Raw genomic sequence first — 18,322 nt, 5'->3', positions numbered from 1 at the left:
CGAGAAACTCCAGGCTCTGCTCAAGAGTGCAAGATCTCAGGTATTCGATATTACAGAGGAGTAAGGGAGAGGATGAAACGCGGAATAGTTGTTTCCATCCCTTTTCCCTTCCTTTTGCTTTCTTTATTGCCGATAGACTCTTGCCGAAATACCCTGTTTTTGCAAAGTCTGCACTTTCTTTTGGGCGGCTTTTTCATCAGGAAATGCAGATAATTGAATTGCTTTACCTTGTTTGAGTTGGCGTACTAAAGCAGTTGGCGCAACTTTGCGGGCTTGGGCTAAACTGCGATCGCCACCATAAGACATAACCACTAAAAACTTATTCTCAGCCTTCTTCGCAGCAGTAGTCTTTTTCACCGCAGTTTTATTAATAGCTGCTGCCTTTGCCTTGGGCGAACTCGCAACAGTCGGTGTTGTTTTTGGAATCGGTGGTTGTACTATCTGTGGAGGCAAAATACCCGATTGAACCGCAGGTGGAATCAAAGCAGAAGGTAAATCTAACCGAGAAGTAACCGCTGCTGGACTAGGTAACGGCGCAGGAGGATTCACCGGAACTTGAGTTTTCGTTGCTCCCGGTACTGCCTGATTAACAGCAGAACCTCTTGGATTTACCGTACTTAACGTTCTCAAATTCAAGTCCACAAACTCTTGTTGCGCTAAATTAGGCGTATTCGGAATCCCTCCAGCATTCTTGCCACCTCCAGCCGCTACCTTAGAAGCACTGTCAGATCCTTTATTGCCTGCCAAATGATTAATAGTAGCCGGATTCATTGCCACATAGCCCAAAGTTGCTGCTCCCACCAACAACAGCAGCAATGAACCAATCCCCAAAGGAGTCATTAACTTATTATTAGGGCTTGCTGTTGATTCAACAAACTCATCATCATCCAGACTTTTCAGCAGCGCTTCCGAAGATTGTAAATACTCATCTGGTAACTCTTTCCCTACCCCAGGTTTTCTTAAACTTGGACTAGGACTTGGCAATTCTAATTTGGCTTCTTCTGCCACACTTGCTTTCCCATTTAATATAGGTATAGCAGTAGTAGTTTCTCGATCGTCATTTAAAAGCGTTTCTGCCCCATCCTCTTTTACTTCTTTTATCGATGGAGTAAGTAATTCTACTTGGCTTTCCCTAGCTGGAACAGAAATTAAATTCAAACCTTTCTGACCAACAGAACTCTTACTCACAGGTTTCTGAGGCACTGGTTTGCTCGATCGCTTCCGACGATACAAAGCTATTTCTTCCTCTAGCTGCATATCTAAACAGCTAAGTACACCCTGAACCACAGGAGAGCAAGGTTGGTTGAGGGTTGTTTCTGGCAATGGCTCAACAGGTGAAAGTTGACTCATGGCTAAACTTCTTAGGTTAGTAAGGACAATTATCGAAGATAAAACTGCTAATAGCTGCTACTTCAGCTGATACAAGTTAGTCTATGACCACATACAGTATGACTTACTTGAACTCTCCTACTTTACACCTAACTCAATTAACCTTTATTACTTAAGTATGATTTATCTTAATCAGAAATTTGCTTGAATTTACAATAAACTAGGATAAGTTGCTTTTTCCCTGTCAGTAAAATTAAGTAGCAACCTAAAAGTACACCTCAGTGTTTGCCCAATTCTTTAAATACCATATTTCATGGTATTGGATAAAGTAACCCAAAAATATTCCTTCAGCACTATTTCCGTATAAATATAGTTATAAAAATAATTTTTAGAGTAAACACATTTGACTATTACATGGTAGTCACTTGCCGTTTGCCTTGATCCCAAATTGATCCCGTCTTTGTTCTTATAGAGATTAGCCCGAGTTCTCACTTACATCATGTATAAGTTTATTAACGTAAAAATGAAGAGAATCTAAAATTTAGTTTGTCTTTGGGATCGCTACAACCTAGACAGCATGAATATTTGAAGCGAAATTTGGTTCGTAAGCAATTTGCGATAACTAGATCATAAATAAAGTTCCGCAGCGATCGCTGCAAAAAAGTAGAGAAATCAGATGCTTAATCCTGGTACTTCAGCCTGTAAATCTTGCCGATTTTACACCCCAGAAGGAAGGAGGGGTGGCAATTGCCAACAACTTGGTGTTCCCGTTCGAGGTGGCTGGAAAGCCTGTTCCTTAGCTCTACCTCCATTCGCACCTTCCTGGGAAAGCTTAGAAGAAATCTTCCACTTACAAAGCGAGGTAATAGAAGTAACAGAGGTTATACCAATGGAAGCTATACAATCCTCTCCTGTAGAAAAGCCAGAACCCAGTTATATTGACATCTATAAAGCTTCACAAATTGAAACAATGTCAATTTAACTATCTATCCTATTAGCCATTAAAAAAATCAAAAGTTAATAAAAACCAATTTTTTCGTGAAACCTTAAATAAAATCGCACTACCCCTTTTATTAGGAAGTGCGATTTTTATCATTTAGAGGGAAGGAGAAGTTTCTCCAGCACTTATAGTGATAATTAGCAAAGTGCTTACTCCACAAGGTTTCCCAGTCCCCAGTCCCCAGTCCCCAGTCCCTAAAACCAGAGTTTTCCACCACCAGTACGGGAAAGCCGAAAATTTTGAGTTAAGAAAAGATTGGCAAATCAATTCAAACTCTGTAAACGAGTTTCCACCTTACCACTCTTGTACAAAATCAACAGAATTTCGGGAGTTCTTCCTCCATCAACAGGAGAAACAAAAGGTTCACCTATCAAAGGCATCTGGGTACGGTCTAAATAAATTTGCGCTACCTGTCCTCGTGGAGTTATCTGCTTAATCGTACCATCAGCATTTAGAGCTAAAGTATACTCAAGTTGATCTTGAGTCAAACTAGAAGGTGGTTGCCAGCGTTGCTGAAAAAACTGTCTTGCTTCCGCCACCTGTGGTATTTGATCGAACAAAGAATTACTATTGTTTACATTCCCAACAGAATTATTTTTGGGAGTAGTTTCAGTAGCCACAGCCGCTACAGTTGAAGCTCCAGAAGTTTCTTTCGCTGTAACTTCTGAATCATTTTTATCTACTACTTGCGTAGTTTGACTATTCTGCTGTCGTCTGAGCGTATTATCAGCAGTAGAATTTCCCAACTGATGACCTAATCCAACTAACTGAGAGTTTTCCTTGGAAGTTACTGCGGGACTTGGTTTCACCTGAGACTGGCTATTTTGCTCAGAAGTAGAAGAGAGAGGAGTTGCAGCCAGTGGCGTACTCGAAAGGTTTGACAGTAATGGCGATAGTGGGGGTGATGCTTCTCTGGGAAACATTTGTACAGAAGTTGGACTAGAAGAATTTCTAGTTTGTTGAGTATTTCTTGTTTGGGGTTTTACCTGAGTTATCGGTGTCGGATTCACAGGTGATTTTTTCGTGTTAGCTGCTGTACCGTTATTTACAGGGATATTAATCGTTCCCTGAGATGTGGTACCGGAACTTGGAGAAACGCTGGGTGTCCCAGTAGGTACGCTACCAATGCGATATGTTCCTGGTGGCAATCCTCCAGGAGGTGTTGCCAGCGAGTTATTAGTTGTTGTTTGTGATGTAGGAGTACCAGGAGTGCTGTTTGCTAATGGTGGTGTAGTGGTGGGGTTAGAAGTTTGGTTGCCTGATAGTACGGGTGGAGTTGGTAGAGTTTGGGGGGTAGTTCCAGGTGATGTAACTACTCCCGGAGTTGGCAGAGTTTGGGGAGAAGTTCCAGGTGATGTAACTACTCCCGGAGTTGGTGCAGGTAAAGGTGAAGGAACAGCACTAACTTGTGGCTGTACAGCATTAGTATTAGCTTGATTTGTATTAGTTGTGGGGTTAATAACGGAGGGAGTTGCCTCTGGAGTGCGTTTCCCTTGGTCTAGAACTCTGGCAATACCTGCGGTTAAGCCAACTGTTACTGCTACCATTGCGGCAGAGATTGCCCAGTAGGGAGGAAGTTTGTGGTTAGAGGTGCGACGGTTGTTGGGTAAGCCTTCTTGTTCAGTTTTGTATTCTTCCAGGGCTGTGGCTAAGTCGAATAATTGTAGCAAACTAAGGTTAATCACTGACACTGATTGTGGGGTAGTCAGAGAACCCAAGAATAAATCGTGGGAAAGTAAATTGCGTGGTTTCAGGTAAATGCCGCTATTTGCTTTCGAGAAATGTCCGTTAATGCTATTTGGGCTGTTGTCTTCCTCAGAGGGGTTTAGGAGTTGGGGTGTGGGGTTTTGGGAAACTTCTCCAACCCCTAAACTCTGAGTGCTACCCTCTTCGGCAGGATGGGGGTCTGTTTGGGCTGTTTCTAGTGGTTCGCTGGCGAAATCTTGCTGGCTGGAGATGTTTGTTATCTCTTTTTCCCCTGGTTCTAATTGAGCTATTGTGTTTTGAGTTTCTGGTTCGTTGGTAGTTGGTGTTTGTGCTTCGGTGGCAAATATTGAGGGCAATTCGGGGAAGTTTTCGGGTTTTTGGACTAAAAAATCTTGAATGTATACTTTTACTTGTTGATGGAGTGTTTCTAGGAGGGGTTTGTCGCCATGAATGGTGATTCGCTTTTCTTCTGGTAATCGTGGGTCATCAAAGTTGAGGGAAAAGTTGAGGTGTTTGAAGACGGAACGACCAACCCAGCGAAACAGGGGTGAACCTTGGGAGATTATTTCTAGGGTGCAGGTAGGTGGGGTGTAGCGTCGCCGAACTAAGTTTGAAGACATAAGGCAATTTTTAAGTTTTGAGTTTTGAGTTTTGAGTTAATTAGTTTGGGAGTCGAAAATTTTGGAGTTTTTGGTTTTATTGGTGTGTTTTTTCTAGGAGGGAGAACCAGAGGCGCTGATGTCCGCTGGATGTACTGTAGAAAAGTAAATCCATGATTTTTTTGAGTGCCAGTTGAGTTAAGGCATCAGGTGATAGTGTCTGGTGGTGTTTCATGCGATCGGAGTATAGCTTGCTGAAGGTGTTGATGTAGTCTCCTAGCAAACTGATGGTGTGAATTTCTCTTTGTTCCTCTGTGAGTTGTTCTAGTAGGGCTATGGCACGACGAATTAGTTCTTGGTGTTGTTTGGCTAGATGGTTGATAATTAGGACTAGCGATCGCAAATCCTCCACATTCACTCTTTCACTCTCCTCAATCTCCCCGTTTTCACTCTCAGGCTGATATCCTTGCCACAAGTTAATTCTCTCCTGCGCTGTTGGCTGCATACCTAACCCAGTTGCTGCTGCTAATATTGCCTGTTCATCAACTCCCGCCAATGCTTCTAAAGCCAGAAAAATCTCATCCAGTTGGCTTTTCATGTTGTCCAACTGCACAGGGTCTAAAGAGGATGTCAAAGTTAAATCCTCTCTTTGGCTGACTACTTTGGGCGATAATCCTTGTAATTGCATAAATATACAGTGGCAGACAACATAAAGGAATTGTAATGAAAAATTGCGGGAAGGGAATGGGGACTGGGGACTGGGGATTGGGGATTGGGGACTGGGGAAGTTTTGAGTTTGGTCTTTGGTCATTGGTCATTAGAGTTAAGGAGAGTTTTGAGTTTTCAATTCCCCTTGTCCCCTTGTCCCCAGTCCCCAGTCCCCAGTCCCCAGTCCCCAGTCCCCAGTCCCCATTCCCCCAACAAATCAGCAAATATTAGCAAAGTAGCTACTACGTTTCTCTTCTCTGGCTGGTTTCGACTAAAATCTTAAAATACTGCAAAAGCTTCTCTTAACTGCCGCAGTTTGACCCTATTTCAACACGGCTTATTTACTATGGCTATTGGCTACCTTGCCCTTGTTCTTCATGCCCACCTACCTTTTGTGCGGCACCCTGAGAGTGATTATGTCTTAGAAGAAGAGTGGCTTTATGAAGCCATTACAGAAACTTACATTCCTTTGTTACGCATATTTGAAGGATTAAAGCGAGACGGTATAGATTTTAAAATCACGATGACGCTGACACCGCCTCTGGTGTCAATGCTGTGTGACCCTCTCCTGCAAGAACGTTACGATCATCACTTAGGCAAATTACAAGAACTAATCCAAAAGGAAATTGAACATAACTTTCATCACGGTCATTTGAAGTACTTGTCGGAGTTCTACGCTAAGGATTTTCAGAATACTCGCGAGTACTGGGAACGTTACGACGGCGATTTGGTGAAGGCGTTTAAGGAATACCAAGATAGCAATAATTTAGAAATCATTACTTGTGGTGCGACTCACGGTTATTTGCCGTTAATGAATATGTACCCGCAAGCTGTTTGGGCGCAAATTAAGGTTGCTTGCGAACATTACGAGGAGAATTTTGGTCGTCCGGCTAGAGGGATTTGGTTGCCGGAATGTGCTTATTATTATGGTTTGGAGCGGATGCTGGCTGATGCTGGTTTACGCTATTTCATTATTGATGGACACGCGATGCTTTATGGTCGCCCTCGTCCGCGTTTTGGGACTTATACTCCGGTGTTTACGGAGGCGGGGATTGCGGCTTTTGGTCGGGATCATGAGTCTTCACACCAAGTTTGGTCTTCTCAGTTGGGTTATCCTGGCGATCCTGAATATCGAGAATTTTACAAGGATTTGGGTTGGGAGGCTGAATATGAATATATCAAGCCTTATATTATGCCCAATGGTCAGCGGAAGAATACTGGAATTAAGTATCATAAAATTACTGGTCGGGGCTTAGGTTTGGGTGATAAAGCTCTTTACGATCCTTATTGGGCGCGGGAAAAGGCTGCGGAACACGCGGGTAATTTTATGTACAATCGCGAGCAGCAGGTGAAGCATTTATATAATGTGATGCAGAAAAGACCGATCGTACTTTCTCCTTATGATGCCGAATTGTTCGGTCATTGGTGGTATGAAGGCCCTTGGTTTTTAGATTCTTTATTTCGTAAGTCTTGGTATGACCAAAATACTTATGAAATGACTCATTTAGCTGATTATCTGCGAAAATATCCGACTCAACAAGTGGTTCGGTTGGCTCAATCTAGTTGGGGTTATAAGGGTTTCCATGAGTATTGGTTGAATGAGACTAATGCTTGGATTTATCCTTATTTGCATAAGGCTGCTGAGAGAATGATTGAGTTGGCTAAGCGGGAACCTGCTGATGAGTTGGAATGGCGGGCTCTAAATCAGGCGGCGCGGGAGTTGTTGTTGGCGCAGTCTTCGGATTGGGCGTTTATTATGCGAACTGGGACGATGGTTCCTTATGCTGTGCGGCGGACGCGATCGCATTTGATGCGCTTTAATAAGCTTTATGATGACATCAATGCTGGGAAAATCGATAGCGGTTGGTTACAAAAGGTTGAAGGAATAGATAACATTTTCCCGAATATTAACTATCGCACTTATCGATCGATATAATTTCTGTTTTCTGGTTGCCGAATGTCTACTACTGGCTACGTCAACGCACTTTCTTGACATTTAAAGTTTAAGCAATTGGGTTTCTCTTCTATTACCAGAAACCCAATTTTTATCACCCATATCCTAAAATATGGATTAACCTTTTTACTTTTGAGGTTTTTATGAAAATTAGTTATGATTCAAAGCTGGAGGAGGTAAACTTTTTATTTTGAGTTTAAATCCGAGTAATTTAGATAAAATCCGCGAAGAAATAGCTCAAATTGCTAGTCAATATGGAGTTTTCCAATGTGTTGAATGCTCTCAGGCTATCAAATAATTTTTGATGGTTAATAACGTACAAGCTAAGCAAATTAAGCTTGATTTAGGAAGAAAAGACCTCCCTTGGTCGGTGATTTATGATTTGCGACGAGAACAGCAAATTGCTACCAATGGCTACCATGAAGGAATATCAATTACCATTGATGAACAAGAAATTGTTTTTGATAATATAGATCCTAGCGGAGTAACTCGGCAAGAGTGGCTAGAAAATTTCACATCTCCTACTATAGAACTGGGTCTGGGGAGTTTTCAAATTATAGAAGAGGTATTTTGAATAGCAATTTGACAATTTTTTGGGAAATATTGAGGTATAAAATGCACGATTTATATAACCTGATCGAGAAAATTAAAAAAGCTCCTTCAATGTACTTAGGACGACGCTCAATTATTTGCCTTCAGGCTTTTTTATCGGGTTACAGCGTGGCTAAATATGGGTTAGGAGAAGAACCAACTCAACAAGAACACGATTTTATGGAGTTTCCTGAGTGGATAAGAAAAAAATTTAATGTGCAGACTAGCCAATCTTGGGCTAATATAATTCTTTTTTACTCTGAAGATGAAAGTAAAGCACTTGATGAATTTTTTAGATTGTTAGATGAGTTTATTAATCGAAATTCTTCTGCTGATGCTTTAGGTGAAGATGGATTGGATATTGTGAGGAAAGAGGAGATTGTTAGAAGTTCGTAGAATTGCGATCGCTCTAATTTCACCAATCAAGAATTAGAATCATAACTTTTACGAATATGTTCCACAAACTCAGGATAATTATCCAAATCTTCGGGTGATTCTAAGGGTGGCATTTCAATCCAGGTAGCTTCTGCGTGTAGTTTATCTACATAAGCATAAAACGCTTCTCGATCGTCTCGGTGAGCAAGAACGTAAGCTTGTAAATCTTTCTGACTCATTGCTTTAAAGTTAGGTTTGCTCATCTTACATACCTCCATTGATCGTTGGGGTAGATCTTAATAATAGAATAGTCAGTCTTTCGATAAAAAAGACGGGCAAATTACCCGCCTTGTTAATTATTTTTCCCAATGGACTCGAAAGCAAAATTTAGAAATTCATTTCTGCGGCTTGTACTTTTTCGATTTGTTTCTTCTTCAAAACGAGGAAAGTTTGGGAAAGCATAATTGCCGCAAAGAATGCCATTAACCACTTGATGCGATTAGGATCTTGCAATACAATTTCGCCGTCATCTTGACCAAATCCGCCGACGTTGGGATTATTGGTCAAAAGTGCGCCTGCACTTACTGTTTCACCTTCAGAAACAATTAATTCTGGGCCAGCCGGAATAGTTTCGGTTACAGTGTTACCAGATTCAGTTTGAATGGCTACTTCGTAGCCACCATCTTCAATTGCGGCAATTTTAGTAATTGTGCCAGCAGCAGAAGCATTGTAAACGTTATTATTGCTCTTATCGCCAGTGGGGTAAACTTGTCCGCGTCCGCGATTTCCGCCTACGTGAACGGCGTATTTACCGAAGCGAATGTTTTTGTCAGTTTTTGGATCGGGGGAAAGGACTGGGAAAACGATCTCTTGATATTGTTCGCCTGGTAATGGCCCGATGATGACAACGTTTTCTTTGTCTTCGCTGTAGGGTTGATAGTATAACCCTTCGACTTTTTCCTTCATTTCTTCGGGAATGCGGTCTTCTGGGGCAATTTTGAAGCCTTCAGGTAACATCAACACTGCGCCGACGTTTAAACCGCCTTTAGAACCGTCAGCCAGTACTTGTTGTGCTGAGGTGTCGTAGGGGACTTTGACAACTGCTTCAAATACGGTGTCTGGGAGGACGGACTGAGGAACTTCTACTTCTGTGAATTTAGCTGCTAGGTGACAGTTGGCGCAAACGATGCGTCCTGTAGGTTCACGGGGGGTTTCGGGTGCGGTTTGTTGCGCCCAAAAGGGGTATGCAGCTGCGGATTGAGGTACGACAAAATCTGAGGTGAGGAAAAGTCCTATGGTGACGATCGCCACTAAGAACATTTTGGCAATTATTTTTTGGCTATTCACCAATATCGCCGCTAAACAAGCTTTTTTCATCTGTTACAAATAGATTTCGTGACAAGCTTTTAATCAATTCGTTGAAGGCTTCAATTAGTAAATTTTAGATTTTTGACTTGCTTAATAAATTGAAAATCCCAAATCTAAAATTTAAAATTTCTATGCCCACCAAGGTTCTTCCCCAGTGCGGAAGTCGGTTTCTGTCCAAGGTGTAAAGCTAACTTTGTCTTCTTCTACCTTAGCGTGAACCAATGCTAAAGACAGAGGTGCAGGGCCTCTGACTACTTTACCAGTGCTGTCATACTGGGAACCATGACAGGGGCACTTAAATTTGTTTTCTGCGATATTCCAAGGAACGACGCAACCTAAGTGGGTGCAGATGGCGTTGATGCCGTAATCTGCGATTTGCTTGTCTTCTGTCACCACGATGTAGGTAGGGTCGCCTTTGAGTCCTTGGGCTAAAGATCGATCGCCTGCATTGTGAGTATTCAGGTATTCGCTGGCTGCGATCGCATTGCCTAAAGCATCTTTAGCAATTACGCCACCACCAGCACCACTTTTAGTTGGAGGAATAAAGTATTTGACAACTGGATACAGTGCCCCCAAAGCTGTTCCTGTAATAGTGCCGAAAGTTAGAAGATTCATAAACTGACGACGACCCATATCAGGTACGTCAGCAGATCCCGAAATTTGAGCCATAACCTATGTTGGAGTCTGTATCTTTTAATTAACAACCCTTTAGATCTCACCCCAAAACTTTTCAGAATTGGGATGGTGAAGTGCAATTTCCCGTAAGGGCAATCTCCCAAAAATCCTTTGAGAGACTGGTTTACAACTTTCATCTGGTATTATTACATTTTTTGATGCCCCTCTCATAATTTGTTGACATGAACATCAAAGCCCTTTAATTTTAGTAGGTCATGACTGGAGCAAGCTTACGTCAATTGTTGCTGAATAAGTGGGGACGCTCTTACGATATACAGTTAAGGCGGACTCAGGGCAAAATTTTTGTCCAAATCATGTGGAAGTATTTAGAGCAAGCGTCTTTTCCTCTAACAGAGGCAGAGTATATGGCACGTTTAGATACAGTGGTTAGCTATTTGGTAGCTTGGGGTGCTACTTTACAGGTGCAAGATTTTATTGAACAGACACGCGATCGACCCCGTTTAGGTAAAGCAGTGAGTATTCCGATCGATTTAGGTACACTTTCGTCGGAGTGGCTAATTGAAGATTTCTAATTTAAGCTATTGGTCTACTTTGGTGAGGAAGGGAACTGGGAACAAATATTTCTTTTACCTAGTCTCGGCTTGGGTTGGTAGCCCTAATTCTGATGTTCATTAGTAGCGAAATGCAAAACGATGATGCACAAAGTTGACGTGAAAGGGTCATTTGCCACGCCTGTTAAACGAAAGCAGTTGATTCCTTGGGGAAGATTGGCTGTGGGTGGAATGTTGGTGTTGTTGGGATTGGGGGCTGCTAGTATCGGGGTCAGTTTGCTTTCTTATCGATTGACACATTATATTGTGGAAACTGGTTTAATTAATGGTCGGACTACTCAGTTACGTTCTCCGATCGATGGTAATGTGAAGGCTTTTTATGCTAGACCGGGTGTAACGGTGCGATCGGGACAAGTGTTAGCCCGCATTGGTGTCGATCCTAGTCCTCAACAAGAACAAATTCGCTTAGAAATTGAACGCACCCAGGAAAACCAAAAACAACAACAAAATCAATTTCAGCAAGAACGTTTAAAAATTGCTGGGGAACTACAAACTAATCTCACTCAATTAGAATCTGCTCAACAAACTTTAGAAATACTGAGAGGTCAGTTATCTGATGTAGACTATCAGTACAATTCTTTAGGTCAAGTGAATCTAAAATTGGCTGATAAAGAAGTGGCTAAAACTGAAGCTGCGCTAGAGGTAGCCAAAGCCAAAGCGACTGCGGCTAAGTTAGATTATGAACGCTATGTCAAGTTAGTTAACGATGGTATTGTTCCCCAGCAAAGACTCGATCAATTACGTTTTGCTTGGCAATCTGCGATCGCTGAAGTCCAACAAGTACGGGCAAATTTGACTGCTGCTAGAGATTCTTTGCAAGCTTTTCAAAATGGTATAAGTATGAATCAAAATTCTACTCACCTTTTGGATCAGCGCACTAAGTTAATGCAGTTAATTCAGACTCAGACGGTGTTAGTTAATACGCTACAAACTCAAGTGGATACTGCTAGGGAACGGCTGAAGCAAGCGCAAAGTTTTCAACCTAATTCAATTCTACAGCCTGTTGGCACTGCCAAACGTTATTTAGCTCGACAAGATTATGAAGTAGCATCGCCTTTTGCGGGTGTTGTTTATCAGACCGATCGCGAAACTGGAGAACAAATCAATCGCACCGAAGCAATTTTGACTATGTTAGACTGCAATGAAATTTGGGTAGAAGCCATAATTCCTGCCAGCGAAATTAGCAGTTTGCAAGTCGAGAAACCTATCAGCGTACAAATAGCAGGTTATCCTGAAACTATTGCCGGAGAAATTGATTTGATTCAGCCTGTTAATGCTCAAGATATCACTAAACAATTACCTGCTATTCAGTCGCAAGCTGTTTCGCTTAGCATACCTGCTAATTTAGCTGGACAAGCTCTAACCAGGGTGACAGTAAGAATTCCTACTCCTTCACAATACACTCAATCCAATCAGTTTTGTGGTGTGGGACAGTTAACTCGTTTATCTTTCTCAAAAAAACCGATTAATTTGCTCAACTGGAAGTTTTAATTAAGGATAAGATTGGCTGAAATAGTTGTTGGAAAAGTGGTTTTCTTTCGATGCCTAATGCGCGATCGTAGCTGTTATAGGCTTCTTTATAACGTTTGAGACGATGCAGCGCGACTCCGCGTATCACCCAGATTTCAGAATCTTTTGGGTTTAGGAAGAGCGCCCGATCGCAACTTTCCAATGCTTCAGTATATCTTTCCAGAAAAACCAAAACTGCTCCCCGAAATGCCCTAGCTTGTTGATGTTTTGGCTCTAATGCTAAAACCAAATCAAAATAAATAAGTGCTTCCTGATAATTTCCTTTATCTAAAGACAAACATCCCTGATTGTGCAACACCTGATAAGACTCTGTTGGTTCAATACCTGATTTGTAAATTTGCTCAGATACCATTGCACTACTCCTTGGGATAAGTTCTAATGATAATTTAATGATGTTTCTATTTTCAATTTTTTAGACTTGGGTTGACATCGTGGGAAATTACAATTGGAGCGACGTTTTGTTTCCGTATATCCTCGATCGCGATCGGTGGCTGCTTTATGTAATTTTTCGGAACTAAAATTTCCATATTGACAAAATGTAGATTATGTGCTGTGGAGTTGCAAGCAAAATTTTCTGATAGGATTCCGCATCTATAGCAAATATAATACTAAAATTTGAGTCAACAATTTAGAATAATCTATGCAAGCTGAATGGCAAACAGTCAAAACCTACGAAGACATTCTCTATCACAAAATGGACGGGATAGCTAAAATTACGATTAATCGTCCTCATAAACGTAATGCTTTCCGTCCAAAAACTATTTTTGAACTTTACGATGCTTTTTGTGATGCCCGTGAAGATAGAAATATTGGCGTAATTCTTTTTACTGGTGCTGGACCACATACTGATGGGAAATATGCTTTTTGTGCGGGTGGCGATCAAAGCGTGCGGGGAACTGGGGGTTATGTTGATGATGATGGCGTGCCGCGATTGAATGTGTTGGATTTGCAACGTTTAATTCGATCGATGCCAAAGGTTGTGATTGCTTTGGTGGCGGGATATGCGATCGGAGGAGGTCACGTTTTACACATTATTTGCGATTTAACAATTGCTGCGGATAATGCAATTTTCGGTCAAACGGGGCCGAAGGTTGGTAGCTTTGATGGCGGTTTTGGTGCTAGTTATTTGGCTAGAATTGTGGGGCAGAAAAAAGCTAGAGAAATTTGGTTTTTGTGTCGGCAATATGATGCGAATCAAGCGTTAGAAATGGGGTTAGTTAATTGTGTTGTCCCGGTGGAAGAGTTGGAGGCGGAAGGGATAAAATGGGCAGAGGAGATTTTGGAAAAAAGTCCGATCGCAATTCGTTGTTTAAAAGCTGCTTTCAATGCTGACTGTGACGGACAAGCAGGTTTACAAGAACTAGCGGGAAATGCCACTCTACTTTATTATATGACCGAAGAAGGCGCAGAAGGTAAACAAGCATTTTTGGAAAAACGTAAACCAGATTTTCGCCAATATCCTTGGCTACCATAAAGCTGTAGAGACGTTGTATACAACGTCTCTACCGATCGGGAAACAAATCAAACTTGTAATGACAACGAGTAATCGTGTTAAGCTAAGGGAAGTTAGCGGTGCGAACAGAAGACTGCTTTAACTAAGCAGGAAAATACTGAACCAAAATTCATATCCAAACCTAAATTTTTCCTAATTAAAATTTCAGAGATGATATCCACATTACCCAATTCTCCTAACGTAGACTTGTCTCGAATTCGCTTAGAAATTCGACAATTACAGCCTCAGCTTGTGGCATGGCGCAGAAGTATACATGAACGTCCTGAACTGGCTTTTAAAGAAAAATTGACATCAGAATTAATTGCAAAAAAGTTAACTGAATGGGGAATTGAACACCAAACTGGGATTGCACAAACAGGTATTGTTGCCATTATTAAAGGGGAAAAATTAAGTTCGGAAACATCTGCGAAAGCGAAAGTTTTAGCGATTAGGGCGGATATGGATGCTTTGCCCATTAAAGAAGAAAATGAGGTGAGTTATCGATCGAAACATGAAGGCATAATGCACGCTTGCGGACATGATGGGCACACTGCGATCGCATTAGGAACAGCTTACTTTCTTCAGCAACATCGACAAAATTTTCCCGGAACAGTAAAAATTATTTTCCAACCCGCAGAAGAGGGTCCCGGTGGTGCAAAACCGATGATTGAAGCGGGAGTATTAAAAAATCCCGATGTTGATGCGATTATTGGTTTACATTTGTGGAACGTCCTACCAATGGGGACAGTAGGTGTGCGTACAGGCGCATTAATGGCAGCTACCGAAGCGTTTGATTGCACAATTTTTGGCAAAGGTGGACATGGGGCAATGCCTCATCAAACAGTTGATTCAATATTAGTTGCTGCCCAAATAGTTAATAACTTACAAACTATTGTCTCCCGCAATATTAACCCTATTGATTCGGCAGTAGTAACAGTAGGAAAATTCCATGCTGGTACTGCATTTAATGTGATAGCAGACAAAGCGGAAATTGGGGGAACTGTGCGGTATTTTAATCCTGCTGTAGGCGAAATGATGCCCCAAAAATTAGAACAAATTATTGCTGGAGTTTGCCAAGCTTACGGTGCAAAATATCAACTCAATTATCGAAGACAATATCCAGCAACAATCAATGATGCGGGAATTGCAGAATTAGTTAGGTCTGTAGCAGTAAATGTGGTAGAAACTCCGGCAGGAATAGTACCAGAATGTCAAACAATGGGCGCAGAAGATATGTCTTACTTCCTGCAAGAAGTTCCAGGTTGTTATTTCTTTTTAGGTTCTGCTAATCCCAGTTTAAATTTAGCTTTTCCCCATCATCACCCCCGATTTGATTTTGATGAAACTGTGTTAGGGATGGGTGTGGAAATCTTTGTGCGTTGTGTGGAAAAGTACTTTTCTGAAAATTGGTAATTGGTCATTGGTCATTGGTAAATAGCTATTTACTTCTGACCAATAACAAATGACTAATGACTAACTTGGTACTTTCATTCCTGTTTGGACTGCTGGACGTTGCTGTATTGTTTCCACCCAACGTTTAAGATTTGGATGATTATCTAAAGTTAATCCTTGAAATTCATAAACTGCTACCCAAGGATAAGTAGCAATATCGGCAATAGAGTAATCACCGCAGATAAATTCCTTGTCTGCTAATTGTTTATCTAAGACTCCATAGATACGCAAAGTTTCTTTTTCGTAACGATCGATCGCATAATCAATCTTTTCCGGTGCAAATTTTTTAAAATGGTTTAATTGTCCAAACATTGGCCCCACACCACCCATTTGAAACATTAACCATTCCAACACTTGAAAGCGATTTTTTTGGTCAGTTGGTAACAATTTTCCGGTTTTTTCTGCCAAGTAAATTAGAATTGCCCCTGATTCAAAAACTGTGATATTACTTTCTCGATCGACAATGGCAGGAATTTTACTATTGGGGTTAATTGCAATATATTCGGGCGTAAATTGTTCTCCTTTGGTAATATCAATTTTATGCACATTGTAAGGAAGACCGACTTCTTCTAACATAATAGAAGCTTTGCGACCGTTGGGAGTGGTGAAGGTGTAAAGGTCAATCATATATTTTGTGGGTAGTGGGTAGTGGGTAGTGGGTAGTTGGTCATTGGTAAATAAGTATTTACTTTTGCCAAATGACCAATGACTAATAGCTAACATCGTAGTGTAGCGAAAAAGTTGGTTAATGAAAATTAAATTTATTACAACCGTTGTTTTAGTTAGTTTAATATGTTTTGCTTGCGCTGTCGGTATTCCAGCAAACAGTAAGTTACCTGTTAAACAAGACAATTATTTAGTAGCAATACAGAGGAATTCGGCAATGAATGAAGAGGCTGCTTTTGCCGATCGCAGTTTAGCTATTCGTCAAAAAATCGCCGCCCAAAATTTAGATGAGTTGGATGCTTGGTGGCGGAGAGAAAAAATTGGCGATCCTCATAAATACTTGTTACCTGTTATTTTAGCGCGGTTGAGTTTGGGGGATAAGTACGATCGCCAACATTCATGGAACATTTTACTAAACATGGATAAAGACCAATCCGATCTTTATCATTTTCGCAGCGTTTTTGATATACCAATTTTCTTTTATTTTCGAGATCAAATGCCAGCAAATGTAACAGCATCTTATCAAAGTATGGTGGAATCAAGTCGTGTTAAACAATGGCTAGAAACTGGTACAGAAAACCATATAATGATGCAACGTTTGTCCGGTTTAGCATTAATAGATGGTAGTGGATGGACAAATAGCGATCCGGCGACTGCTGCATCTATTGAAGCTTGGTTGCGTGCAGAAATTAATAAATTTCTGACTATTGGACAAGGGGAATTTCACTCTTCTACTTATTATGGATATAGCATTGGTGGGTTATTGAATCTTTACGATTTTGCGAAAACTCCCGAATTAAAAGAATTAGCTAAAGCTGCTTTAGATTGGTATGCTGCTAATATGGCAGTGCGCTTAAGTTGGGGAACTGCGGGAGGTGCGGAAAGTCGAGGTTTCGATCGCGGAACTTGGGATCAAAAGGGATTATCAGCTGTTGCTTGGATGTGGTGGGGAGACGATGTAAAAGTTGCCGAAAGAATGGATAAAAATGTTGCATCTTTGGCGTTGCTTGCTGGGTTAAGTAGTTACCGTCCGCCAGCAGAATTTAAAGCTTTAGCTAGAAAAGAAATCCCTTTACCTTTTCAACTTTTAGCCAGTCATCCGGCATATTACAGCTATTACCAAGATAACCAATTTTGGGAAACTTTTTATATTACTAATGATTACAGTTTATCAACTTTGCTAATACCAGGAAAATCCTATCAAACCAAAGGCACAATTAATGCTCAATATGCCACTTATAAATTAGTAGTGCGTGACCCTAAAACAGAGAAAAATGCTGTCATTAGTTTAGGTGGAACTTATCACAATCAAATGGCAACTGGGCGCAGTCCGGGCGATCAATATCTGCAAAAAAATGGTACTGTAATTTATGAATTGCGATTAAATGAACAGGACAAAAATGCTGGAGTACCAAACCGATCGCATTTAGTTTTACCTGCAACTTTTGGGGAACCAAAACGATATAAATCTTGGTATATTTGGCGGATTTACGAAGTTTGGTTGTGCGTTCGTCCTTGGGGAGAAATAAGTTTACTTTCTCCTGTGTCAACAAGTCGCCGGGAAAAAGATTATCAAGCTTTGGTGGCGAAAGGCGATCGCACTGCTTGGATTACTGATATAGTTAGAGTTAGCGATTATCCAGATTGGCAAAGTTTAACTGAGGCGTTGGATCGGAGTGAGATTGGCGATCGAGAATGGGAAAATCTCGGCAAATTAACATACACAAGTTTAGCAGGAAATCGCTTAGAAATGACCTATCAACCAAATAAAGGTATTAGTCATGCTAGTATTAATGGTCAAGAACGAATATTAAAAGATTGGTCAGTTTTAGAAAGTCCTTATTTGCGCGAAGGTTTAAAAAGTGGGGTTTTAGAAATGTTTTCCCCTGGAAAAACTTGGCGTTTACGTAATACTTTAACCAGTCCTCAATGGGAGTTAATTCCAAATCAACCACAGTCTTGATCTTCATTCTTTCTTTGTGTCTATGCGCTACCTACACGCTACGCGAACAGACGATCGCTCGTTTCATGCTAAGAAAGGCACAAGCAGCAGCACTACTTCGCTGGCGCGGACATCATGTACCGTTATCTTAATTTCTTGTGTCTACCTATATTCCTGAAAGGCTAAAGGCTCAAATCGAACAGTGCGATCGCGATCGTTGCTGCTACTGTCTAACCAGTGAAGCTAATAGCGGCATTCCAATGACCTACGATTCAATTGAGAAATGAAATCGGGATGAAGTTTAAGGCAAGAGAAACGCGATCGACAGTTTTTAAAGTTTTACAACAGCAAACTTGGGAATA

Annotated in this window: 19 protein-coding genes; 11 read left to right on the top strand and 8 right to left on the bottom strand. The window is 41.1% G+C overall.

Annotated features, from left to right (window positions below; translation table 11 throughout):
- Nucleotides 1-123: 123 nt before the first annotated feature.
- Nucleotides 124-1,350 carry a hypothetical protein gene (locus tag ACE1CA_RS21600; RefSeq protein WP_413277933.1) on the bottom strand — a complete coding sequence of 409 codons (1,227 nt, stop codon included), beginning with the start codon at nucleotides 1,348-1,350 and terminating at the stop codon, nucleotides 124-126.
- 655 nt (nucleotides 1,351-2,005) lie between these two features.
- Here ACE1CA_RS21600 and ACE1CA_RS21595 point away from each other — a divergent pair.
- Nucleotides 2,006-2,311, top strand: a complete 306-nt coding sequence (locus ACE1CA_RS21595) for a hypothetical protein (protein WP_413277934.1) — start codon at nucleotides 2,006-2,008, stop codon at nucleotides 2,309-2,311.
- A 281-nt stretch (nucleotides 2,312-2,592) separates the two neighbouring features.
- On the opposite strand, the gene ACE1CA_RS21590 is transcribed toward ACE1CA_RS21595, so the two are convergent.
- Complete coding sequence (locus ACE1CA_RS21590) at nucleotides 2,593-4,656, bottom strand: DUF4335 domain-containing protein (protein WP_413277935.1); 2,064 nt, start codon at nucleotides 4,654-4,656, stop codon at nucleotides 2,593-2,595.
- Nucleotides 4,657-4,732: 76 nt separating this feature from the next.
- The gene (locus ACE1CA_RS21585; RefSeq protein ID WP_486517477.1) at nucleotides 4,733-5,446 is read right to left on the bottom strand and encodes a DUF3038 domain-containing protein; all 714 of its coding nucleotides are present in this window, start codon (nucleotides 5,444-5,446) and stop codon (nucleotides 4,733-4,735) included.
- Nucleotides 5,447-5,689: 243 nt separating this feature from the next.
- Here ACE1CA_RS21585 and ACE1CA_RS21580 point away from each other — a divergent pair, with 243 nt between their 5' ends.
- The 3 genes from ACE1CA_RS21580 to ACE1CA_RS21570 all read left to right on the top strand — a co-directional run bounded on the left by ACE1CA_RS21580 (nucleotide 5,690) and on the right by ACE1CA_RS21570 (nucleotide 8,284).
- Complete coding sequence (locus ACE1CA_RS21580) at nucleotides 5,690-7,279, top strand: glycoside hydrolase family 57 protein (protein WP_413277937.1); 1,590 nt, start codon at nucleotides 5,690-5,692, stop codon at nucleotides 7,277-7,279.
- Between the two features lie 322 nt (nucleotides 7,280-7,601).
- The gene (locus tag ACE1CA_RS21575) at nucleotides 7,602-7,871 is read left to right on the top strand and encodes a papain fold toxin domain-containing protein (protein WP_413277938.1); all 270 of its coding nucleotides are present in this window, start codon (nucleotides 7,602-7,604) and stop codon (nucleotides 7,869-7,871) included.
- A 41-nt stretch (nucleotides 7,872-7,912) separates the two neighbouring features.
- Entirely contained in the window at nucleotides 7,913-8,284 is a 372-nt protein-coding gene (locus ACE1CA_RS21570; RefSeq protein ID WP_413277939.1) for a hypothetical protein, read from the top strand.
- A gap of 26 nt (nucleotides 8,285-8,310) precedes the next feature.
- Here the strand turns inward: ACE1CA_RS21570 and ACE1CA_RS21565 are convergent, their stop codons facing one another.
- From ACE1CA_RS21565 to petC, 3 genes are all read right to left on the bottom strand, one after another.
- Nucleotides 8,311-8,526, bottom strand: a complete 216-nt coding sequence (locus tag ACE1CA_RS21565; protein WP_413277940.1) for a DUF6887 family protein — start codon at nucleotides 8,524-8,526, stop codon at nucleotides 8,311-8,313.
- A gap of 124 nt (nucleotides 8,527-8,650) precedes the next feature.
- Complete coding sequence (gene petA / locus ACE1CA_RS21560; RefSeq protein ID WP_459563610.1) at nucleotides 8,651-9,583, bottom strand: cytochrome f; 933 nt, start codon at nucleotides 9,581-9,583, stop codon at nucleotides 8,651-8,653.
- Between the two features lie 177 nt (nucleotides 9,584-9,760).
- Nucleotides 9,761-10,300: a cytochrome b6-f complex iron-sulfur subunit gene (gene petC / locus ACE1CA_RS21555; RefSeq protein ID WP_413277942.1), complete on the bottom strand. Its 540-nt coding sequence runs from the start codon at nucleotides 10,298-10,300 to the stop codon at nucleotides 9,761-9,763.
- Between the two features lie 221 nt (nucleotides 10,301-10,521).
- On the opposite strand from petC, the gene ACE1CA_RS21550 reads away from it, so the two are divergent.
- Nucleotides 10,522-10,839 carry a DUF3067 family protein gene (locus tag ACE1CA_RS21550; RefSeq protein WP_413277943.1) on the top strand — a complete coding sequence of 106 codons (318 nt, stop codon included), beginning with the start codon at nucleotides 10,522-10,524 and terminating at the stop codon, nucleotides 10,837-10,839.
- A 120-nt stretch (nucleotides 10,840-10,959) separates the two neighbouring features.
- Nucleotides 10,960-12,369 (top strand): HlyD family secretion protein, encoded by a 1,410-nt coding sequence (locus tag ACE1CA_RS21545; protein WP_413277944.1) that lies wholly within the window; start codon nucleotides 10,960-10,962, stop codon nucleotides 12,367-12,369.
- Here the strand turns inward: ACE1CA_RS21545 and ACE1CA_RS21540 are convergent.
- Entirely contained in the window at nucleotides 12,353-12,760 is a 408-nt protein-coding gene (locus ACE1CA_RS21540; RefSeq protein WP_413277945.1) for a tetratricopeptide repeat protein, read from the bottom strand. The genes ACE1CA_RS21545 and ACE1CA_RS21540 overlap by 17 nt on opposite strands.
- 288 nt (nucleotides 12,761-13,048) lie before the next feature.
- Between ACE1CA_RS21540 and menB the strand changes: the two genes are divergently transcribed.
- Together menB and ACE1CA_RS21530 are read left to right on the top strand one after the other, a co-directional pair.
- On the top strand, nucleotides 13,049-13,882 hold the full coding sequence (gene menB, locus ACE1CA_RS21535) for a 1,4-dihydroxy-2-naphthoyl-CoA synthase (protein ID WP_413277946.1): 834 nt from the start codon (nucleotides 13,049-13,051) through the stop codon (nucleotides 13,880-13,882).
- 189 nt (nucleotides 13,883-14,071) lie between these two features.
- On the top strand, nucleotides 14,072-15,313 hold the full coding sequence (locus ACE1CA_RS21530) for a M20 metallopeptidase family protein (RefSeq protein WP_413277947.1): 1,242 nt from the start codon (nucleotides 14,072-14,074) through the stop codon (nucleotides 15,311-15,313).
- A 60-nt stretch (nucleotides 15,314-15,373) separates the two neighbouring features.
- On the opposite strand, the gene ACE1CA_RS21525 is transcribed toward ACE1CA_RS21530, so the two are convergent.
- Nucleotides 15,374-15,979, bottom strand: a complete 606-nt coding sequence (locus tag ACE1CA_RS21525) for a glutathione binding-like protein (RefSeq protein WP_459563611.1) — start codon at nucleotides 15,977-15,979, stop codon at nucleotides 15,374-15,376.
- 256 nt (nucleotides 15,980-16,235) lie between these two features.
- On the opposite strand from ACE1CA_RS21525, the gene ACE1CA_RS21520 reads away from it, so the two are divergent.
- Genes ACE1CA_RS21520 through ACE1CA_RS21510 form a run of 3 tightly spaced genes read left to right on the top strand, consistent with a single transcriptional unit; the run spans nucleotide 16,236 to nucleotide 18,247 of the window.
- Complete coding sequence (locus ACE1CA_RS21520) at nucleotides 16,236-17,981, top strand: hypothetical protein (RefSeq protein ID WP_413277949.1); 1,746 nt, start codon at nucleotides 16,236-16,238, stop codon at nucleotides 17,979-17,981.
- Nucleotides 17,978-18,112 carry a hypothetical protein gene (locus ACE1CA_RS21515; protein WP_486517476.1) on the top strand — a complete coding sequence of 45 codons (135 nt, stop codon included), beginning with the start codon at nucleotides 17,978-17,980 and terminating at the stop codon, nucleotides 18,110-18,112. The genes ACE1CA_RS21520 and ACE1CA_RS21515 overlap by 4 nt, the downstream gene beginning before the upstream one ends.
- 6 nt (nucleotides 18,113-18,118) lie before the next feature.
- A complete protein-coding gene (locus ACE1CA_RS21510) occupies nucleotides 18,119-18,247 on the top strand; it encodes a hypothetical protein (RefSeq protein WP_486517475.1) in 129 nt (42 codons plus the stop codon).
- Nucleotides 18,248-18,322 lie beyond the last annotated feature (75 nt).

Origin of the sequence: Floridaenema evergladense BLCC-F167, assembly GCF_041929205.2 — a bacterium.
GTDB classification, from domain to species: Bacteria; Cyanobacteriota; Cyanobacteriia; order Cyanobacteriales; family Aerosakkonemataceae; genus Floridanema; species Floridanema evergladense.
Note: the sequence above shows the minus strand (reverse complement) of the source record. Positions and strands in the feature narration are given on the sequence as shown.

Coding starts and splice junctions, on each gene's coding strand:
- petA (WP_459563610.1), bottom strand. CDS start 9,583: ATGTTCTTAGTGGCGATCGTCACCATAGGACTTTTCCTCACCTCAGAT.
- ACE1CA_RS21540 (WP_413277945.1), bottom strand. CDS start 12,760: ATGGTATCTGAGCAAATTTACAAATCAGGTATTGAACCAACAGAGTCT.
- petC (WP_413277942.1), bottom strand. CDS start 10,300: ATGGCTCAAATTTCGGGATCTGCTGACGTACCTGATATGGGTCGTCGT.
- menB (WP_413277946.1), top strand. CDS start 13,049: ATGCAAGCTGAATGGCAAACAGTCAAAACCTACGAAGACATTCTCTAT.
- ACE1CA_RS21585 (WP_486517477.1), bottom strand. CDS start 5,446: ATGACCAAAGACCAAACTCAAAACTTCCCCAGTCCCCAATCCCCAATC.
- ACE1CA_RS21575 (WP_413277938.1), top strand. CDS start 7,602: ATGGTTAATAACGTACAAGCTAAGCAAATTAAGCTTGATTTAGGAAGA.
- ACE1CA_RS21570 (WP_413277939.1), top strand. CDS start 7,913: ATGCACGATTTATATAACCTGATCGAGAAAATTAAAAAAGCTCCTTCA.
- ACE1CA_RS21545 (WP_413277944.1), top strand. CDS start 10,960: ATGATGCACAAAGTTGACGTGAAAGGGTCATTTGCCACGCCTGTTAAA.
- ACE1CA_RS21520 (WP_413277949.1), top strand. CDS start 16,236: ATGAATGAAGAGGCTGCTTTTGCCGATCGCAGTTTAGCTATTCGTCAA.
- ACE1CA_RS21550 (WP_413277943.1), top strand. CDS start 10,522: ATGACTGGAGCAAGCTTACGTCAATTGTTGCTGAATAAGTGGGGACGC.
- ACE1CA_RS21525 (WP_459563611.1), bottom strand. CDS start 15,979: ATGATTGACCTTTACACCTTCACCACTCCCAACGGTCGCAAAGCTTCT.
- ACE1CA_RS21580 (WP_413277937.1), top strand. CDS start 5,690: ATGGCTATTGGCTACCTTGCCCTTGTTCTTCATGCCCACCTACCTTTT.
- ACE1CA_RS21590 (WP_413277935.1), bottom strand. CDS start 4,656: ATGTCTTCAAACTTAGTTCGGCGACGCTACACCCCACCTACCTGCACC.
- ACE1CA_RS21600 (WP_413277933.1), bottom strand. CDS start 1,350: ATGAGTCAACTTTCACCTGTTGAGCCATTGCCAGAAACAACCCTCAAC.
- ACE1CA_RS21595 (WP_413277934.1), top strand. CDS start 2,006: ATGCTTAATCCTGGTACTTCAGCCTGTAAATCTTGCCGATTTTACACC.
- ACE1CA_RS21530 (WP_413277947.1), top strand. CDS start 14,072: ATGATATCCACATTACCCAATTCTCCTAACGTAGACTTGTCTCGAATT.
- ACE1CA_RS21565 (WP_413277940.1), bottom strand. CDS start 8,526: ATGAGCAAACCTAACTTTAAAGCAATGAGTCAGAAAGATTTACAAGCT.